Annotated in this window: 16 protein-coding genes; all 16 read right to left on the bottom strand. The window is 32.2% G+C overall.

Translation table 11 applies throughout. The features are described 5' to 3' along the window. Positions 1 to 24: 24 nt before the first annotated feature. The 16 genes from GVK91_RS16540 to rfbC all read right to left on the bottom strand — a co-directional run bounded on the left by GVK91_RS16540 (position 25) and on the right by rfbC (position 17,939). Positions 25 to 2,421, bottom strand: a complete 2,397-nt coding sequence (locus GVK91_RS16540) for a polysaccharide biosynthesis tyrosine autokinase (protein WP_159730241.1) — start codon at positions 2,419 to 2,421, stop codon at positions 25 to 27. Positions 2,422 to 2,429: 8 nt separating this feature from the next. Then, complete coding sequence (locus GVK91_RS16535; protein ID WP_159730239.1) at positions 2,430 to 3,212, bottom strand: polysaccharide biosynthesis/export family protein; 783 nt, start codon at positions 3,210 to 3,212, stop codon at positions 2,430 to 2,432. 210 nt (positions 3,213 to 3,422) lie between these two features. Continuing rightward, positions 3,423 to 3,863, bottom strand: coding sequence for a WxcM-like domain-containing protein (locus tag GVK91_RS16530; protein WP_159730237.1), 441 nt, complete (start codon positions 3,861 to 3,863; stop codon positions 3,423 to 3,425). 8 nt (positions 3,864 to 3,871) lie between these two features. Next, positions 3,872 to 4,831, bottom strand: coding sequence for a glycosyltransferase family 4 protein (locus tag GVK91_RS16525; protein WP_159730235.1), 960 nt, complete (start codon positions 4,829 to 4,831; stop codon positions 3,872 to 3,874). A 33-nt stretch (positions 4,832 to 4,864) separates the two neighbouring features. Then, a complete protein-coding gene (locus tag GVK91_RS16520) occupies positions 4,865 to 5,767 on the bottom strand; it encodes an NAD-dependent epimerase/dehydratase family protein (RefSeq protein WP_159730233.1) in 903 nt (300 codons plus the stop codon). After that, the gene (locus GVK91_RS16515; protein WP_159730231.1) at positions 5,764 to 6,933 is read right to left on the bottom strand and encodes a glycosyltransferase family 4 protein; all 1,170 of its coding nucleotides are present in this window, start codon (positions 6,931 to 6,933) and stop codon (positions 5,764 to 5,766) included. Before GVK91_RS16515 ends, GVK91_RS16520 begins: the two co-directional genes overlap by 4 nt. Continuing rightward, positions 6,933 to 8,510, bottom strand: coding sequence for an alginate lyase family protein (locus GVK91_RS16510; protein ID WP_159730229.1), 1,578 nt, complete (start codon positions 8,508 to 8,510; stop codon positions 6,933 to 6,935). The genes GVK91_RS16515 and GVK91_RS16510 overlap by 1 nt, the downstream gene beginning before the upstream one ends. Then, positions 8,479 to 8,946, bottom strand: a complete 468-nt coding sequence (locus GVK91_RS16505; protein WP_159730227.1) for a serine O-acetyltransferase — start codon at positions 8,944 to 8,946, stop codon at positions 8,479 to 8,481. Before GVK91_RS16505 ends, GVK91_RS16510 begins: the two co-directional genes overlap by 32 nt. A 3-nt stretch (positions 8,947 to 8,949) precedes the next feature. Continuing rightward, the gene (locus GVK91_RS16500; RefSeq protein ID WP_159730225.1) at positions 8,950 to 10,086 is read right to left on the bottom strand and encodes a glycosyltransferase; all 1,137 of its coding nucleotides are present in this window, start codon (positions 10,084 to 10,086) and stop codon (positions 8,950 to 8,952) included. 156 nt (positions 10,087 to 10,242) lie between these two features. Beyond that, entirely contained in the window at positions 10,243 to 11,403 is a 1,161-nt protein-coding gene (locus GVK91_RS16495) for a glycosyltransferase family 4 protein (protein ID WP_159730223.1), read from the bottom strand. Positions 11,404 to 11,456: 53 nt separating this feature from the next. Beyond that, a complete protein-coding gene (locus tag GVK91_RS16490) occupies positions 11,457 to 12,629 on the bottom strand; it encodes an alginate lyase family protein (RefSeq protein ID WP_159730221.1) in 1,173 nt (390 codons plus the stop codon). A gap of 56 nt (positions 12,630 to 12,685) precedes the next feature. Continuing rightward, positions 12,686 to 13,621: a glycosyltransferase family 2 protein gene (locus tag GVK91_RS16485; RefSeq protein WP_159730218.1), complete on the bottom strand. Its 936-nt coding sequence runs from the start codon at positions 13,619 to 13,621 to the stop codon at positions 12,686 to 12,688. Continuing rightward, on the bottom strand, positions 13,609 to 14,841 hold the full coding sequence (locus GVK91_RS16480; RefSeq protein WP_159730216.1) for an O-antigen polymerase: 1,233 nt from the start codon (positions 14,839 to 14,841) through the stop codon (positions 13,609 to 13,611). Before GVK91_RS16480 ends, GVK91_RS16485 begins: the two co-directional genes overlap by 13 nt. A 92-nt stretch (positions 14,842 to 14,933) precedes the next feature. Further along, positions 14,934 to 16,442, bottom strand: coding sequence for a lipopolysaccharide biosynthesis protein (locus tag GVK91_RS16475; protein ID WP_159730214.1), 1,509 nt, complete (start codon positions 16,440 to 16,442; stop codon positions 14,934 to 14,936). A gap of 53 nt (positions 16,443 to 16,495) precedes the next feature. Beyond that, entirely contained in the window at positions 16,496 to 17,374 is an 879-nt protein-coding gene (gene rfbD, locus GVK91_RS16470) for a dTDP-4-dehydrorhamnose reductase (RefSeq protein ID WP_159730212.1), read from the bottom strand. Continuing rightward, entirely contained in the window at positions 17,367 to 17,939 is a 573-nt protein-coding gene (gene rfbC, locus GVK91_RS16465; protein WP_159730210.1) for a dTDP-4-dehydrorhamnose 3,5-epimerase, read from the bottom strand. The genes rfbD and rfbC overlap by 8 nt, the downstream gene beginning before the upstream one ends. Positions 17,940 to 17,942: the final 3 nt, after the last annotated feature.

The following is a 17,942-nucleotide window of genomic DNA, read 5'->3' as shown; positions in this document are numbered from 1 at the left end:
GCCAAAATTTAGATTAAAGTGGCATTATTTTATATTTAAACGATCTTTGATGTCTTGCCATACTTTTGCTATTCCGGTTTTCTTCTTACCTTTATCACCATATCCATATCCGTAACCATAACCATAACCATAACCGCGAGCAAAATCAACATCATTGACTACCGCAGCCAAGTTCTTCAATTTGCCATCGACATACAACTCACGAGGTACCTGCAGCAAGCGCTTGTCTAAATAATTGACACGAGACACATATAATGTTAAATCAGCATTGTGAGCAATTAATAAGGTATCGGTTACCAAACTTACTGGCGCAGTATCTACCAAAACATAATCATAATGTTCACGTGCATATTTAATCACATCATCGAAGTGCCCATTCATTAATAGCTCAGCAGGATTTGGCGCAATATAACCTGAGTAAACCACGTCAAAATCATAATTCCCTGGTTTTTTGATAATAATATTGTCAACATCCATATCGGGGTTAATCAAGAATTGTGTAATTCCCACATTGGTATGTTGCAAATGGGATAAGCCAAGGTAATCCAATACTTTAGGACTCCGAATATCTGCACCAATCAAAAGCACTTTTTTTCCAGACATGGATAAAATCTGAGCAAGATTTGTCGTCACAAAAGACTTTCCTTCACCAGATATTGTTGATGTTACAAATACTACTTTTGAAGAATTTTTGTTATCTGCCCCAAACATAAAATTCATATTGGTGCGAAGAATACGAAATGCTTCTGCTAGTGAGGAACGATCATTTAAATGTACGATGGTATCTTCTGCAGTAGGGATTTCACCAAGCACCGGTATTTTAACAATATCCTCGATATCTTTACGCGAATGGATTTTATTATCCAATAAAAATTTCAAATATAGAACAGCAAGAGGTATTAACAAGCCCAAAATGACTGCTCCGAGAAGTACTATCATTTTACGAGGTGAAACAGGCACTCCATTTCCATAAGCTGCATCTATAATTTTCAAATTATCCGGTGTAGCAGCAGCTTTGACTTCACTTTCTTCTCTTTTCTGTAAAAGAAGAAGATACAAAGACTCTACGATTTGCTGTTGACGAGAAATCTTTTTGAACCCTTGTTCTTGATTCGGAATTGCGTTAATACGACCACGAATCTCATTCGATTTCTGAAGAAGACTATTTAGAGACAACTGAGTCACACTTTTATAATTCTGCAGTGATTGTCGAATATTTTTATCATTTTCAGCAATATTCTCATTCAGTGCTACTACAGCTGGGTTTTTATCAGAAGCTGATTTTAGTAAATCATCCCGTTCCAAGACGAGCTTATTATAAGCTGCTATCGACGCTGCAATGGATGCATCCTGTAAACCAATATTGGAAGGTAATAGCTTACCCACCGTTTGATTTTTAAGATGATCATTCATATAATCAACTAATTGCAACTGCATACGATATTCCAGCACTTTCTTATCATTATCTGTAGCTGTATTTAAGAAAGCACTTGCTTCGGCAGCCATGTCCACCATGGAATTTGAAGATTTAAAATCAGCCGCTTGCTCATCAGCACCAGATAAATCTTTGGAAATTAACATCAAGCGTTTGTTAATAAAATCTGATGTCGCTCGCGTTGTCCGCAATTTATCTTCAGTCAAATCATTATTGTAAACTTCTATTAAACTATTTAATATTAATTCTGCCTTTTTACTTAATGTTGAAACCATCGCAAAGTTTACGATATAGGATTGCATTTCTTTACTTGGTACAATAGTGACTGCTGAGAGATTTGCATCGACGGCCCAATCTTTAGGAATTACCGAAATTCGATAATTAACATCACTTTCGATAGGATTATCCAAATTACGTTTAAATACAATTGTATTTTTACCAACTCTTGCTGCTTTATCAAAAACAACACTAACTTTTTTATTATTAGAAAGATCAATTACTTGGAGCTGTTTATCACTTAAAAACTTGATGTCGAGCCCAAAATTCAAAGTATCCTGATCGCCTAAAGGTTCAATTACAAAAGGCATATTTTTCTCCAACACCTCCGTTAAACGTATATTCCCTTTTACTGAATAAATAATATTTAGATGGTGTTTATCAACTACCTTTCTCATCAACCTTCGAGATAATAGAACCTGAATTTGGTCGGTTACGAAGGCAGATCTACTTCCTCCTAGTCCTATTGAACTACTCAATTCTGCTATACCAGCCAATTCGCCGGCAGATGCGCTTTTCTCATCTTTCAAGAGGATTTTTGCTGTAGTATTGTAACTCTTTTGGGCATAACGCAGATATAATACTGATATACCAAGGAGCAATATGACCGATAGTACAAACCACTTCCAATAATAAGCATACTGCTCAAAGAGTTGACGCAAATTGATTTCCTCTTCTTGATTTTCTTTTATGTGTATTGGTTGTTCCATTGCTATTGTTAACGTGTAAGGACAGATATTACGGTTATTAGTAAACTGGCAACTGAAATAATAATATTTGAGTTAGCGCCAAGCTTCGAATTATTAATTTGGGCTTTATTTGGCTCTACATAAATCACATCATTCTGTACCAAATAATAGTAGGGAGAATTTAGGGTTTCCTGTTTTGTCATATCCAACCTATGTATGGTCTTTTGTCCATCTATTTCTCGAATAAGCATCACGTTATTACGGACGCCACGAATAGTCATATCGCCAGCCATTCCAAGAGCATCTAAAACAGTAACGCGTTCCGTTGGCATAATAAATGCCCCCGGCCTCGTAACCTCGCCTAATACCGATACTCTAAAATTATTGAAATTTATATTAACACCAGGATCTTTAATATAAACAGTCAACTCAGAACGTATTTTCTCTATTGCCTCCAACCTTGTCATACCAGCAACATGGATTTTACCCAGCATCGGTAAAATTACCTCACCATTTTCATCAACCGTATAAGTTGGTCGAAGTGCAAGGTCAACTTGTTGCGTCATATTCGTAGGAGTCATAGTACTTATTGGATTGAAAGCAGCAACTGCTTTAGGATCCGCTGCCGTGACTGCTATTGTCAATATATCCTGTGGCTGAATTTTAGGTATATACTGTTGATAATTGGTATTTATGGTTGACGAATCTGGTTGCAGATATACCATATTCTTGCGAGAACCACAAGAAGAAAAAAGCATTGTGTACATTACCAAAATACATAAGCTTAAACCACACGTTGAAAAAAATTTCATACACTATATTACTTTACTAAACTATATCGATTATTTAAATGACAAAAATATTTTATATTAAAATCTTAGTAAAAGGGCGTTTCTAATATTGATTAAGGTCCGCCGTCAGATTGACAAAATTTATGCCCAAATTACAAAACATAATTAAATTATCATTTTTTAATTGAGCAAATCATTTTAAACACCTCAAAATAAATGATTTGAACCATCTTATTTTACACTATTAGAAGCATGTTGAAGATTTACAAAATAATCTAAAGACCAAGTGTAATCATCATATTTGGCATTATCTACCCCATAATCTGCAAATACTAAAAGTTCACTATTCGGCTCAACAGCCTGAAAAGCTGTCCCATACCCCGAAGGCACATGTAATACCTGTTGGTCTAGAGCATTTAAAATACTTTTCTCTATAGGGCAATTGGGTGAAGGACTGTCCCAATCGTCTATTTTCACAATATCTACACAAAAAGAACCTGACAAAACATAAAACCATCGCTGCTCTATCCGATGTGCACGCCAACCACGGATTAAGGTTGTATCAGCATTCTTAATGATATAAAAACGCTTTACCAACTTCATATCAAAATCGTTGACAAATCTGATCTGTCCCCGATGATCCTTAGCGACTCCGCCTTGTATTGTTTCCATTATTTTTTCTATTTATTTACGAACTTTCTAATTGCCCAAGTTTTTATTATTAGATATAAAATACTCAACCCAGACAAGAGCGTCAATGCAAAAAACCACTGAAATGTGGTGTCATAAGATGCGACCTTAATAACGACTAAACCAATTATTATTTGAATTATCCCGTACATGAATGAAATCAACAACTTATTCATGCCCGCTTCATTACCTAAAAACTGATAAAGATGAGAACGATGTGCCTCAAAAATATTTTCCTTCAAATACAAACGGCGAATAATAGTCCAGACCGCGTCGATGCCATATACAGCGAGAAAAAGAAAATATATCAAATTACCTGTTTTTAAAATTAAGGTTCCTAATGCAAAAAGTAAGATGAAGGCAATAGCCACGGAGCCCACATCACCAGCAAAGCACTTGGCTCGTTTCCTAAAATTAAAAAATGCAAAAACTAATATTCCTAGCATAGTATAAGCCAATAAATCCTGTGCTATAAAAGACATTCTATAGTTGACAATCATCAATAAAGCCCCGACAGCCAAACTATAACAAGCAGTGATCCCGTTAATACCATCCATAAAATTGTAGGCATTAATCACCCCCACTACAACGATAAACAGAATCAATAGATAATACCAAGGCATTTCAAATACATCCAACTGGTAAGCCATTAATAATACTGAGGAGAAATGGATAAACAAGCGAATTTTATTGGAAAGGGTAAAAATATCATCTAGAAAAGAAACAACAGACATCATGGTAAGTCCTAAGAAGAACCAAGGATACTGAAAGCCAGATTCAATAAAATAAATAAAAGCGGCCAGATAGAATATCACACCTCCACCGCGCAAAGTGATTGCAGAATGCGAGGAGCGTTCATTGGGTTTATCAATAATATTAAAACGATCTGCAATACGAAAGTAAAGCAATTCCAAAATAAATAATATGATGAATATAATAATGTATGTCATTTGTTAACTTGTTATCCTAAATATAAAATACACCTATCCTCTAAAAGATTTAATCGTTTTTGACAGTCCTTCTTTAGCAGTTACAGGTAATTTACTAATTTTCAGCACCTTTTTTATTTTTTCGTTAGATACAACATAAGATTCTGTTAATTTTTTCAAACGCTCCGAATTCAAAGGCAAAGGCAAGATATCTCCGATTTTCACAATCCCTTTTATGATTTTCTCCCATATATACCATAATTTCGGTTGCTTTTTTAGGGTATCAGCAATTAAGGAGACTAGTTCATTGGTTGATAAAGCCTCATTATCAGCAAAATTATAAATTCCAGAAGACGCGTCCTCCTTTAGCAACAACTGACTGATAAAGAAATTTAAATTATCTATGCTTAAAAAAGAGCGTTGATTATTAAAAGATGCCAAGGGCCAAGGAATACCTTTTTCAACGATTTTATATAACAAATTCAGATTTCCTTTATTTCCTGGTCCATGGATCATACATGGTCGAATAATGAATAGGCGTTTCCCCACAGATAATTTCTGGCTAAGCAAATATTCTTCAGCTTGCTGCTTCGACTTTCCATAAGGAGTAAGAGGATTAGCTCTTACATCCTCTGTCAATATACCATCGACTGTATCCGCAACAGCCTTTACAGAACTGAAATAGAAGAAGTCCCTTATATCGGAATCCATAAACTGCTCGAACAGCGCAATTGTTAAATCACGATTTATCTTAAAGTATTCGTCTGGTGCTGATGTATTGGAAGTATCATGTGCTTTACCTGCTAAATGGATAATTGCTATCGCATCGGTATCCATTTTTGTTCTCCAAAAAGGATCACGCAAAGACAATCCCTTTACCTTTGCATTTTGCCCCTCCAAATAAGCAGCAAGGTTCTTCCCTACAAAACCTGTTGACCCCGTAATGATAATTTTCATAAATATTCAAGCATTGAGGAAGCCATTTCCTTGTTAATTGCAGTACGTCTAAATGTATCAATAAAATGTTGTCTTCTACCTCTCATATAACTATAGTTCTGTAACTGTTCCACCATACCATTTACATCGCAGGGATTAAACAAAATTTTATTTTCTATATTTTCAGAGATAAAGCTATTTGCATAACCACCTACCCCGGCAATCATAGGTTGGGGAAAACAGGCAAGTTCGAATATTTTTGAAGGCAAAACTTTTTTAAAAGCATCATAATCGTTGAGATGCACAAACGTAAAATCACATTCTTCGTACATTTTTATAAGTTCATTCCTTTTGACTGGAGGGAGAAACTTTACATTGTTTAGATTATAAGCCTTCACTTTTTCTATCAACCTATTCTTTATTCCACCATCCCCGACAATTATAAATTCGTAGCCATCACCCAATATCTTCGCTGCATCTGGAACAATCTTATCCAATCCCTGACCTTCCCCTAAATTACCCGCATAGAGAATTGTTTTAGGGTGAGCTGCGACAATATCTTCTTTGGTCTTATTTTCGATAAAGATATCGTCAATTCCATTTGTATAATAACTAAAATGTGTTGTATTATATGAATTAAAATAAGGTTTAAAACCAGCTGATATTAGATTAATATGGTTGGCATAATAGAAAGTTTTCCTTTCTATCTGTTTGACAATAGGTAATGCAAGAGTTTTTATAAATTTATTTTGTAAAACATCCTGTAGTGTATCGTAGAAGATATCACGAATATCCAGATATAGTGGAGCCTTTAATTTCTTAGCAATGGTGTAGCCTAGATATGCCGTAAACATCCTCGATGAAGAAGCTATAACCAAATCATACTTTTTTCCCTTTACTAAACTTTTTACCTTCTGATAATATGCTTTGAACGATAGTACTTGATCCTTCATACCACTTTGATGTTTAGGTATAGCTACACGTGTAATTGTATAATTATCCCTTTGTTCAAACTCGGGAGCTTCTGCCTCAAATGAACTATACCTATTTGGAAGCGTTGTAATTACATCTATTGTCGCCTCCCCCTGAGCTTGTGCAGCCAACTCTTTCACTAGCGGACTATTCCGAAATGAACCTGCACAGAGATCAGGTTCGAAGTAAAAAGTTAGATATAATATTTTTTTCATTATGAGCTTTTAAACAAAATTTTAGTTGATATTTCTTTTCTAAAAGAAACCACAAATCTTTTAGCTTTTTGATACTTATTATATGATTCTGCATATTCATAATCTTCAATGGTGACAATATTGCCTCCTACAAAGACAACTGTTATTACATCATCTATAATAAATTCATTATCATTAATCTTTACGAATTTCCTATCTGGGTGTAAATGAACATATCCTTTTGCATCACAATCCTTAGTTAAATAATCACTAATTTGAATTTCAGTTTCTTCAAAAATAAAACTGCGCGTATGTATAATTCCCAAATTCTTATAGCCATCATGACTAGCTATATATTTTGTATTTTCATCCTTGTGGATTGTAGTTTTCGCCCGATTTCCTACACGAAACCCTCCCCAAACATCAGATTGATTTATATTATTTACCTTTACAGTATTATGTGCCTCAGTGGATCGTTCTAAATTCCTTCTTGCTCCAATTTGATAGGTAGATGTGCCTTGCTCAACAAATAAAGGCTTGCCTTGGCAATATAAAATGAAACTTAATGCATCTGCGTGAGCATGACCTGGCTGATAAGAAGCTCCGATTTGTCCCAAATCTAATTTAATTTCATAATTTTCATTTACAAAACTTCTATATCCTGATTCTCCTAAAGGTATATCTTCTGATTTTATACTAAGTGTATCGGCATATTCGTTCAATGTCTGAGTACTAAAAGTAATGTCTTTCGCAGCATCGTTAAAAAGAGGAAAATCACCATTAGTAAATTGAATTTTGTTAGCCCAAGAACACATTTTAAAAGCGATGTCTTTACAAAAAGAAAGAAATTCTTGCTTTTGATTATTATACCTACTATACCAATCTATTAATTCCAAAACTCTATAGAGAATAATGTTATGATACATGGGGCTAAGTTCGAAATGAGCTCCATCCTTTAAAATTTGCTCGTTTAACTGCTTTTTTAGGATCATTATAGCTTTATCCCGCCAAACTGTATTCTTAAAGAAAGCTCCTCCCAAGCATAGAGCAAAAGCATTCTCCAAAAGATGGTTCCCCAATATATGATACTCCAAATTATTGCTCAAAAAACTTAACTCCTTATAAAGATAATTAAGAACTTTTTGATCTTTAATTTCATTCGTTCTAAAAAACCTAATAATATTGATTGCTCTTAAAGACACAGGATAAGGTTCTAAATTTCTCTTATTTTCTAAACTGTAATCATAAAATGCATGTAAGAGGCTTAATTTTTCGTCGTCGAACAAATTCCTCTGAAACAAATAGTCAAAATATTCTAAATTATAACACCATAATTTCCCAAAGTCCAAAAAATTCCAATTGATATTATTTCTAAAGTCCTTTTCTAAATTCAAAAACACAAAGTGTCCACCTCCAAAATAATTCTGCTTGATAGATTTATTATTAAAGAAAATAATAGTATCATCAATTTCAAATATCTCTCTTTCAGTATTGACCATCTTACTTAATTTCAATCTATTATTAAACTGCCAGTACAACTGTTTAATTTTTAAATGTCTTAAAGTATTAGCTATCTGTTTGAATTCTGTCAATCTCATAATATTTATAGATTCTGTTTTGAGCTATTATTCTAAATGGATTTCCAACCACGGTACAGTTGTCAGGAATATCTTTATTAACAACTGTATTTGATCCTACAATAACATTATTTCCAATAGTTATTTCTCCAAAAATTACTGAACCGGTACCTATATATACATCATTACCAATTTTTGGAACTTTCTTATCACCAAAATTTCTACCAATGGTAACATTCTGCGCTATAGTTACATTATCACCAATTATAGTATTGTGATGTATAACAACTCCCAAGCCTAAATAACCAACTTTAAATTTGCAACCAATTTTAGCAGAAGATGGTATCCAAGTAGAAAAAGTAATCCTATTGATCGCCGAGATTATAAGACCAATTGTTTTAAAACCTTTTCGGTGAAAAAAATTCCCTATACGGTAAAGCGTAACTGATAACGACATTATTTATTTATTTTTTAATGAATAGAAAATACTCTCTACAAACTTTTCATAATATTTATCGAAAGTAAAAACTTCTGTTATTTTTTTAAAGGATGAGATTGCCATAGAATTTCTTACAATAGGATTGTTATAAAGGTACATGACTTTTTCTTTTAGAATTTTCTTATCCAAATTCTGAATCACGTAACCATTATCATCATCAACTAGATCTAACTCTGTTCCATCAGCTTTTCCTGTTATAATCGGCAATGAATTTATCATACCATCACATATGGCCAATCCTCCTAAGCCTGGAAGCACCATTAAATGGCAATTTTTTAAAACTCGACTCGCACCTTCATTAATCCTGCCGTGGAATATGTAAAAATTTTTATCTATATTTTGAGTCTCGATATAATTATGTAAGGTTGCTTCATGGGGACCGCTTCCAATTATATGTAAGCGAAATCTATCTTTTTCTAAATTTAACTCATTAATTACGTCAAATACTAACTCTAAATTTTTCTCAGCAGTAATAGTACCGATAAATGCAATATGAAAGAAGTTATCTTTATTTAGTATTTCGGTATCATTATATTTTTGAATTTCTTCTAGTTTTTTGTTTGTGTCTAAAACATTAACACCGATAAATATTTTATCTCGATCGATGCCTCTTCCAAAAAAATAATTGTATCCTTGAGTACTATAAGTAAATATTGCATCGCTACGCTTTTCAATAAATAACTCCCATTTATTTATAAATTTCCTAAAACCTTTATATTCCTTATTTTCTAACTGGCCTAAACTCCACCATATAAATTTCTTTTTAAATAACTTTGAGTAAACAAACGCAATTGTAGAGTTGAAAATTGAAGAGGAACCTTCTGAAAAAACCACATCAGGGTTCAGCTTAATCAATTTAAAAATCAATAAAGGCCAGATAGCAAAACTATTTTTTCCAATAGATAATCTAAATTCTTTTATAATTTCTCTGGCAAAAGAATATTCTGATAAATTTGTATTCACCAATTTAGTTCCCATTTTTCCTTTACCATAATAAAGGACAAAGTCAAACTGAGCATCATTTGCTAATTTTTGATACAATGGTGCTCTATAATGCATTATAACCTGATAAAGAACTACTAACTTAATATTTTTCATTAAAAATTTTTATTACAAATGATTAAAATGCAAATTCAAAAATAGTCGAGTATACTTAAAATATTATTCAGTGAAAAGACGAAATCCTAAGATTATATAGTTGCCGAATTTCTATTTTTCACTTTGTTAAAACTAAATCTCAAAATAATTACTCTATTATAATTTATATAAATCATAATAACTTTGTGAAATTTTAGCCCATTGAAATTCTTGAGCTAGTTCCATTGCTTTATCGCCCATTTCTCTCAAAATGAATGAATCCCTTCCAATTAATTCAAGAATTTCAACAATTTCAGATTCGGATCGGTGATCTATTAAAAATCCTTCCTGACCTTGAGTTACTATGCCATCTACCCCTGTATTTTTACATGCAATTATTGGCAACCCTGATGCCATCGCTTCAAAATAAACTCTTCCTAACGATTCTGGATAACTTGGCATAATAAATAAATTGTATTGTCGTAACTTGTATGGAAGATCATCATTATTTATAAACCCCTGCAGATGAATTTTATTTTCTAAACCAAATTTTTTAATAAGTTGCTCCAAAGATTCCTTCTCTGGTCCATCTCCATAGATATCGAAGATATAATCATATTTAACTTTTTTCAGTCCCCTAATTACTAAATCTATATTTTTGAGTTTTAACAGCCTAGAAACGGTAATCAGGCGAATTGGAGCTGTAATCTCTTTTCTATCATGCTTAAAAGCATAAAAAGATTCTTTAACACCGTGAGGAATAAAAGTAATATTATTTTCACAGACCTTCTCACCGTCTACTATTTGTTTGGAACTTATAGCTATCAATGACTTTGCTTTGTCCAAATTCAATTTTACCAAACGATCCGGTGTATCGGTGAGCCCCCTTAAAGTAATTATATATGGAATGTTATATTTTCTACTAAGCTCTCTGGCTATAAATGCATCGACATCAGAATTTTGCGCATGCAAAACAGTCGGTTGGTATTCTTGAATTTCTTTCCTTATTCTTTTCCTATGCATATACAAACTCACCTTAATCAATAGATCTCGAAAAAACACCCTTCTTGGTAAAAGAAGAACGGGTAACAAAAACAAATTTCTTCCTCTTAAATTAAAATCACTTTTTTTCCCTAGCTCATAATAGGATCTCCACTTGGTTGATACTCTCGCTAATAACCTGTTGGCAAATGGAAATACAAAAAAATATTTAAATGAAACATCAGTATATCTTGATACAACCTCTTCTTCGGTAACCAACAAAATATCATTCTCAGTCTTCTTATGTTCTATTGCTGGAACAGGAAGAATTCCTGTAATTATAAGCACTCTAGCCATATAAATTCTTTAATTAACACCCTAGCTCAATAAATATATTTTATATAATGCTATTATTTACTACGTGAAGTAAGTATTTCTAAATAATTGTCAAACCTTTCGACAGAAAATCTGACAGAATTTTCATCCTCATTTTTCATCATCGCTCTTCTAGGAGTAGTAATACCTCCCTCTGAACTATAATTCCAAACCAATTTACCTGTTTTATATCGGTCTAGCCATTCAAATGCTTTTTTTAAGCTTTCTCCCTTAGGGCCATTATAATTAAATAAATCGAAGCCCAATTTTTTACCAATTTCATCTAATTCATTAAAAGCTTTCAAGTTATATTTCAAATACCCCAAAGGAGTAGCCCTTCTCAATTCATCTTTCATTTCTCCTTGGTTTGATATCTGATCTATAACTCTCTGATAGGCTTCATTTTTAAAAATTCTCGTCGCTCTTTTTCTATCATTTAAAAACATAGCAATATCACATCTAAGTAGAGTGTAATAAGTTCCTCTATTATTTTTATGCAGTGCATTTATCTTACCTTTAGGACTTTCTTCAATCCATCCAAGAAAATCTCCAAACCAACTATTTAAGTTTCTACTTAACTCCTGTGAGAAATTTGGGGATGATTTCATAAGCTGAATACCTTCCAATACTTCGATAAACATTACCGCTTCCATTATTGATCCACCAGTTTCATTTTTTCCAGGAGTTACCTGTGAAAAATTAAAATTAGGCTCCATTCTAGTTTTAGGATCTACAAAAAAGCAATTCAAAAGCGTAGTAGCCCACAAAACGTACTTTTCGTCATTCGTATAAAAATATGCTAATCCCAATTGAAAGATATCGCGATTTAACCCTTCTAACATTGGTCGGTCCGAAATTTTTTCGTTATAAGGATTTCTCTTTCCGTCTTTGAGAATATAAGGTAGGCCATTTTTTGTTTTAGGATTCGGCCACATATACCCATGATAGCTTATAAAATTATTTTTGCTTATTCCGGGTAAACTTGCTCCATTATACGTAACAGAATATGTTTTTCTATTTGTTAATATTTGATTACTTCTTTTTACTAGCTCTCTTTTTGCATCAGCAATTTTTTTTACATTAGTATCTTCTTCTTTCAACTGACTTAGCTCCTCAAAATTTAGAGTGATTGGAGAAATACTTTGACCATATCCTTTTACATATAAAAGGAGTATAATTCCAATTAAAAAGATTATTCTATTTTTCATGTCCTTATCATCTAAAAGTTATGTTCTATAATTATTTAATGTAAATGGAGTAAATACTAATCCAGTTTTAGCCAATTATGACTGCGATCTTTATTTATCTTCCTACTATATCTTATTTTCGAAAACTTTCTGATAAAAGTTACATAACTTGTAAATAATCCAGCAAAATCACTCAACTTCAACTTCAAAAGTAAAAATACTGCAAGCTTAAAATTGGACAAATGCATCTTGAGCCTCGTTTTAGTTAGACTACCTATATTTTTATTAATATCAACATACTCATTTAACAATTTTGCGGTTACGGCATTTTTTTTAAAGACACTAACATTTCCTTTTCTTTCTCTATCATGGTGAATAAACGCACCAGTAACAAAAGCAACTATCTCCTTATTATAAATAACCCTTTGGCAATAATTATTATCCTCCCCGTAGTGAAAGAATATAGGATCAAATCCCCCAACACGCTCGATAATTTCTTTTGTAAGCATCCATGCGGCTGCGTTTATTTTAGGAACTGAGTAATAATCCTTTAAATTATTTAGAATAAGGTCACTAACATAGTCAATATTAGAAGTATTCAAAACGCTGTATGAAAAGTAATTAAAATCTAATAAATTCCCAGGCCCATTTAAATGAATTGGTGAGGCAATCGCAATACCGTATTTATCCTGTACTTCTACAAGCCTACTAACAGTATTTGTATGGACCCAAGCATCTTGATTTAGAAGAAAAAAATGAGTTCCACCGTTTTTATAGGCATATTCAATCCCTTGATTATTTGCTTGACCAAATCCTCTGTTATCACTGTTCGCAATTAGGTAAGCATCAGGATAATTCTCTTTAATATATCTGACGGTTTCATCATTTGAACAGTTATCTATTATCACTGGATACAGCTTCAAAGATGAATTACGCAGACTTCCTAAGCACTTGTCCACCCATTTCATTGCATTATAGGTTACAATTATGCAATATACTTTTACATTTTCCATCTAATCATCTTATTTGTTTGAAGATATTTTGAAATTAAAATTATTAAAATTATAGAGACAGAACTTTCTGTTTTCCAGAAGCTATAATAAAACAGTCCGTGTAAAGGGATTTGATATAAAACTCCTAAAATTAAGAGATCAGAAAGTGTGAAAAGTTTCTTCCCCATAAAACGTCTAGCGATTAGAAAATATACAATAGAATATAGCAACATACCTCCCAAACCAGTATCGACAAAAATATCGCCGAGAAAAGTATAAAATATACCAATATTCATTCCTGTTTTGTACAGAATCAAATCTCTATATTCATTTAAATCAAAACTCCCAAATAATAAGCTTGAGGTTAAAGGGAATATACGATAAGACGTATATTGATGAAAATCTAGATTTTCAAAGAAATAACAGAAATTCAGATAGGATTGTCCAGCATATGTAATTAAGAAATTCTCTGTTTCGCCACCATGAGCAACTGCAGCTCTACCAATAGAAATAAATATTAAATAGCTAGCAAGTAAGCCTAATGTTACTAAGGACACAATTGTAATCAACTTTTTCTTTCTTTTGGACAAGTGAGACCAGAATAATACTAGACAAAAAATAAACGTTAGCACCCAGTACATCAAATTAGTCCTTCCTCCAACTAAGAGACCTAAATAAATTGCACTTAACGATGAAATTAATAGCAAGACCTTTAATGTGCGTTCTTTTTTTATAAAAGAATATGCATAAAAAAACATTATTAAAACTGTATAACATAAACCTCCTAACCATTTTAATAGAGAGTGGCCAATATGCTCAATTACATTATAGGAGGTAAAAACACTCTCATCTTTATACATTGCTATCCTTGTATCGACTAAACCAAAAGCCAATGCCTCTTTTATCTTAGTAACCAAAAAGATGCAACCAATAATCAATATTATACTTAAACACCTGCCCACTAAAATAAAACGTCTTAAAAATACAGTATTACTATTAGGCTCAATTATAATATTCTTTTTGAAAAACGGTATAAAATAAAAAAGCAATAAAACACAAAATACTATACTGGACACCAAATTCGCATACTGGTATTCCAGATTACTTTGCGAATTATACAAAATAATAGAAAAAAATATAGAAAAAGTATAAACACCAATTAAATAACTAGCTATTTTGAATTGTTTAGCTCTTGCTATAAAAAATAAAATAACAAAATAACAAAATACTACATATATCATTCGTATTGAATTTATTTGTCCAATAATGAAAAATTAATTATATACCAACTTAACCTTAATTCTCTAATTAATTTCAAGTTCGGTTTCATAAATTAATTGGATTTACTTAAAGAAACCATATTTAATAACGTTTTTCTATGTTTTCCTTTTATCAATAAAAACCATACAAACATAAACATAGTTATTCCCAACGCTCCAACTTTTATTAATATTGTAAACCATATTGATCCAGTTATATACCCTGATAAAAAATTTATGATAAAACATAATCCACCAAAAAGAGCCCATACAGGAAAAACTGTTTTGAAAAAAACAGTTTTAGTATCAATTTTAAATTTATTCGGTAAAAAATAAATATAATAAAATAATGTATGTACCAATTCGTGAATGGCGAATCCTATCACTACTCCACCAACTCCATAAATTGGCACAAAAATTACATATGCTCCAATTGCTAATGCCATAGCAACGGCTCCCATTGTAGCAACTGATTTTAACTTCTTCTCAGTAAATACCACAGAGGTCATTACGTTTCTATGACTAAGGAGTAATGTTAATAACCAAAGAATCATCCATGGTGCAAGTTTAACATATTCTATTCCTACGTATATAGTAAATATCTCTTTTATCCCAATGATTAGCATGAACACTATAAAACTTAAAACAATCGTTACATATCTAGTACCATCATTTACAATTCTATTGATACCTGCCCAATCGGATTTTACAGCCATCTTTGTAACTATGGGTAGTAAAACTTGCATAAATGAGCCTGAAAGAATGGTTACTACGGACACAATTGTGTTCATTATATTAAACTCTGCGACAGCTCCAGGTCCAGATATATTACCCAGTATAAGAGGACGAGAATTAAACGCCAAAAATTGAAAGATACTAAATGAAAAAATGGATAAGGCATATGGGTAAACTGACTTAAACATATCCTTGTCATAAGAAAAGTTAAATTTCAAATTTGGAGCCATTTTTCTTGCTTTCAAAACCGTTAAAGGTAATATGATCGTCGCCAAGAAAATATAACCGAAAAAGTAGAATTCAATGGACGTTTTAAATAATACTGTTATAGCCAGAATTATAAATTGCAATAATTTTAGAAAAGTGCTACGTTTTTTTATCCAGTTTATAAGATCGTAAGCCCTAATAAACTGATCAAAACAAGATGAAATCCAAGAAAATGTAGCATTAATAGCTAGGATCCACAATAGATTTCTCAATGTAATAGCTTGTTCAGGAGAAACTTTAAAAAAAGTGTCCGCAAAGAAAGACAATCCAAAAAGTATTACGGTATTTAATAATCCAAGTGTCAGATAAAAAAGATGGGTTAAACTGAACAATTTTTGGACATTATCATCTTCTTTCTTAGCAAGAAACTCAGAAAAAAAACGAACATTAGAATTAGTCATACCCATATCCAATAGATAAATATAGACATTAACTGATAAAGCAATTCCAATAAGGCCATACTCTTCTTTTCCAAAATAACTAATAAGGAACGGAACGGACGCTATCGAATAAAGGATACTTACAATATTGTTAATAATAGTCCATGCAACGCCAGAAATAATAACTTTCCCCTTTCCCATCTTTCAATTTTTGAAATTTATATTGTTTTGATTTGTTTAACTTTATACCAATTCTAGTTTTTGTCGCGATCTGCAATATTTCTAACACATCTAGCTACCGATTCCCTCCAATGAGGTATTTCTATATCTAATATTCTCTTAATTTTGGTTTTATCCAATACTGAAAAACTTGGTCTAGATACTTTACTTGGAAATTCATTAGAATGACAAGGATGTATTTTACAAACATGTTCAAAACTTTCGTTTATAGCCAATGCAAAGTCGTACCATGAACATACACCTTCATTTGAAAAATGATATATTTGGTTTTTAAACGCTGAACTATTTTTGTCTATAATAATAAGAATCACATTTGCTAAATCTTTAGCATACGTAGGTGTCCCGACCTGATCAAAAACCACATTGATAGTTTCTCTTTCTGCAGTAAGCTTCTGAATCGTCTTTAAGAAATTTTTACCATACGAAGAATATAGCCAAGAGGTTCTAAGGATAATATATTCACAACCTGAGTCTACTATCGACTTTTCACCGTTTAATTTTGTTTCGCCATAAATCCCTAAAGGATTTGTGCAATCTATTTCGACATAAGGGATATTGTTACTACCATTAAAAACATAATCAGTTGAAATGTGCATTAATAAGGTATTTTTTTCTTTGCAGACTTCTGCCAAATTTCTAACACCTATATGATTAACAAGATCGGCCATCTCTCTATCATCTTCTGCTTGATCTACATTCGTATAAGCAGCACAATTAACAACTATATCGATTTCATTACGTTCCAAATAAACTGATATTTCCGATTTATCAGTTATATTCAATTCACTAGCATCAGTGAAAAAATACTTGTTTGCATGTTCCCATTTTTCTGAAAGTTCTCGTATTTCACAACCTAGTTGCCCGTTTGCACCAGTAATAAGTATATTATGCATAAAGATTTTCTGTATAATCAAACAAATAATCTGAATCCTTTAATAAAGGATTTTTTATGTCTTTAGTAGAAAGTATTATATCATCTGTAGGAATCTGCCAATCAATTTCTAACATTGGGTCGTTCCATAATAATCCACCTTCAGATTGAGGAGCATAATAATTATCACACTTATATTGGAAAATGGCCTCCTCGCTTAAAACAACAAAACCATGGGCAAATCCTCTAGGAATGAAGAACTGGCGTTTATTTTCTTCAGAAAGTTCTACAACTATATGTTTACCAAACGAAGGTGATCCCTTTCGGATATCTACGGCTACATCTAGAACCTTTCCTTTTACTACTCTTACCAATTTTGATTGAGCATCAGGAGCTTTTTGAAAATGCAAACCTCTTAGAACCCCATAAGTTGATTTAGACTCGTTATCTTGGACAAAACTTGTTTTTAAAACATTCTTTTCAAATTCTTTTTGAGAAAAAGATTCAAAAAAATATCCTCGCTCATCAGCAAAAAACTTTGGTTCGAGAATTACAGCTCCTTCTAATTCTGTTTGTATTATATTCATCTC

The organism is Sphingobacterium sp. 18053 (assembly GCF_902706145.1).
Lineage (GTDB): Bacteria > Bacteroidota > Bacteroidia > Sphingobacteriales > Sphingobacteriaceae > Sphingobacterium > Sphingobacterium paramultivorum.
The sequence above is the reverse complement of the archived record's forward strand: the minus strand, read 5'-3'. Positions and strand labels throughout refer to the sequence as shown.

Coding starts and splice junctions, on each gene's coding strand:
- GVK91_RS16540 (WP_159730241.1), bottom strand. CDS start 2,421: ATGGAACAACCAATACACATAAAAGAAAATCAAGAAGAGGAAATCAAT.
- GVK91_RS16535 (WP_159730239.1), bottom strand. CDS start 3,212: ATGAAATTTTTTTCAACGTGTGGTTTAAGCTTATGTATTTTGGTAATG.
- GVK91_RS16530 (WP_159730237.1), bottom strand. CDS start 3,863: ATGGAAACAATACAAGGCGGAGTCGCTAAGGATCATCGGGGACAGATC.
- GVK91_RS16525 (WP_159730235.1), bottom strand. CDS start 4,831: ATGACATACATTATTATATTCATCATATTATTTATTTTGGAATTGCTT.
- GVK91_RS16520 (WP_159730233.1), bottom strand. CDS start 5,767: ATGAAAATTATCATTACGGGGTCAACAGGTTTTGTAGGGAAGAACCTT.
- GVK91_RS16515 (WP_159730231.1), bottom strand. CDS start 6,933: ATGAAAAAAATATTATATCTAACTTTTTACTTCGAACCTGATCTCTGT.
- GVK91_RS16510 (WP_159730229.1), bottom strand. CDS start 8,510: ATGAGATTGACAGAATTCAAACAGATAGCTAATACTTTAAGACATTTA.
- GVK91_RS16505 (WP_159730227.1), bottom strand. CDS start 8,946: ATGTCGTTATCAGTTACGCTTTACCGTATAGGGAATTTTTTTCACCGA.
- GVK91_RS16500 (WP_159730225.1), bottom strand. CDS start 10,086: ATGAAAAATATTAAGTTAGTAGTTCTTTATCAGGTTATAATGCATTAT.
- GVK91_RS16495 (WP_159730223.1), bottom strand. CDS start 11,403: ATGGCTAGAGTGCTTATAATTACAGGAATTCTTCCTGTTCCAGCAATA.
- GVK91_RS16490 (WP_159730221.1), bottom strand. CDS start 12,629: ATGAAAAATAGAATAATCTTTTTAATTGGAATTATACTCCTTTTATAT.
- GVK91_RS16485 (WP_159730218.1), bottom strand. CDS start 13,621: ATGGAAAATGTAAAAGTATATTGCATAATTGTAACCTATAATGCAATG.
- GVK91_RS16480 (WP_159730216.1), bottom strand. CDS start 14,841: ATGATATATGTAGTATTTTGTTATTTTGTTATTTTATTTTTTATAGCA.
- GVK91_RS16475 (WP_159730214.1), bottom strand. CDS start 16,442: ATGGGAAAGGGGAAAGTTATTATTTCTGGCGTTGCATGGACTATTATT.
- rfbD (WP_159730212.1), bottom strand. CDS start 17,374: ATGCATAATATACTTATTACTGGTGCAAACGGGCAACTAGGTTGTGAA.
- rfbC (WP_159730210.1), bottom strand. CDS start 17,939: ATGAATATAATACAAACAGAATTAGAAGGAGCTGTAATTCTCGAACCA.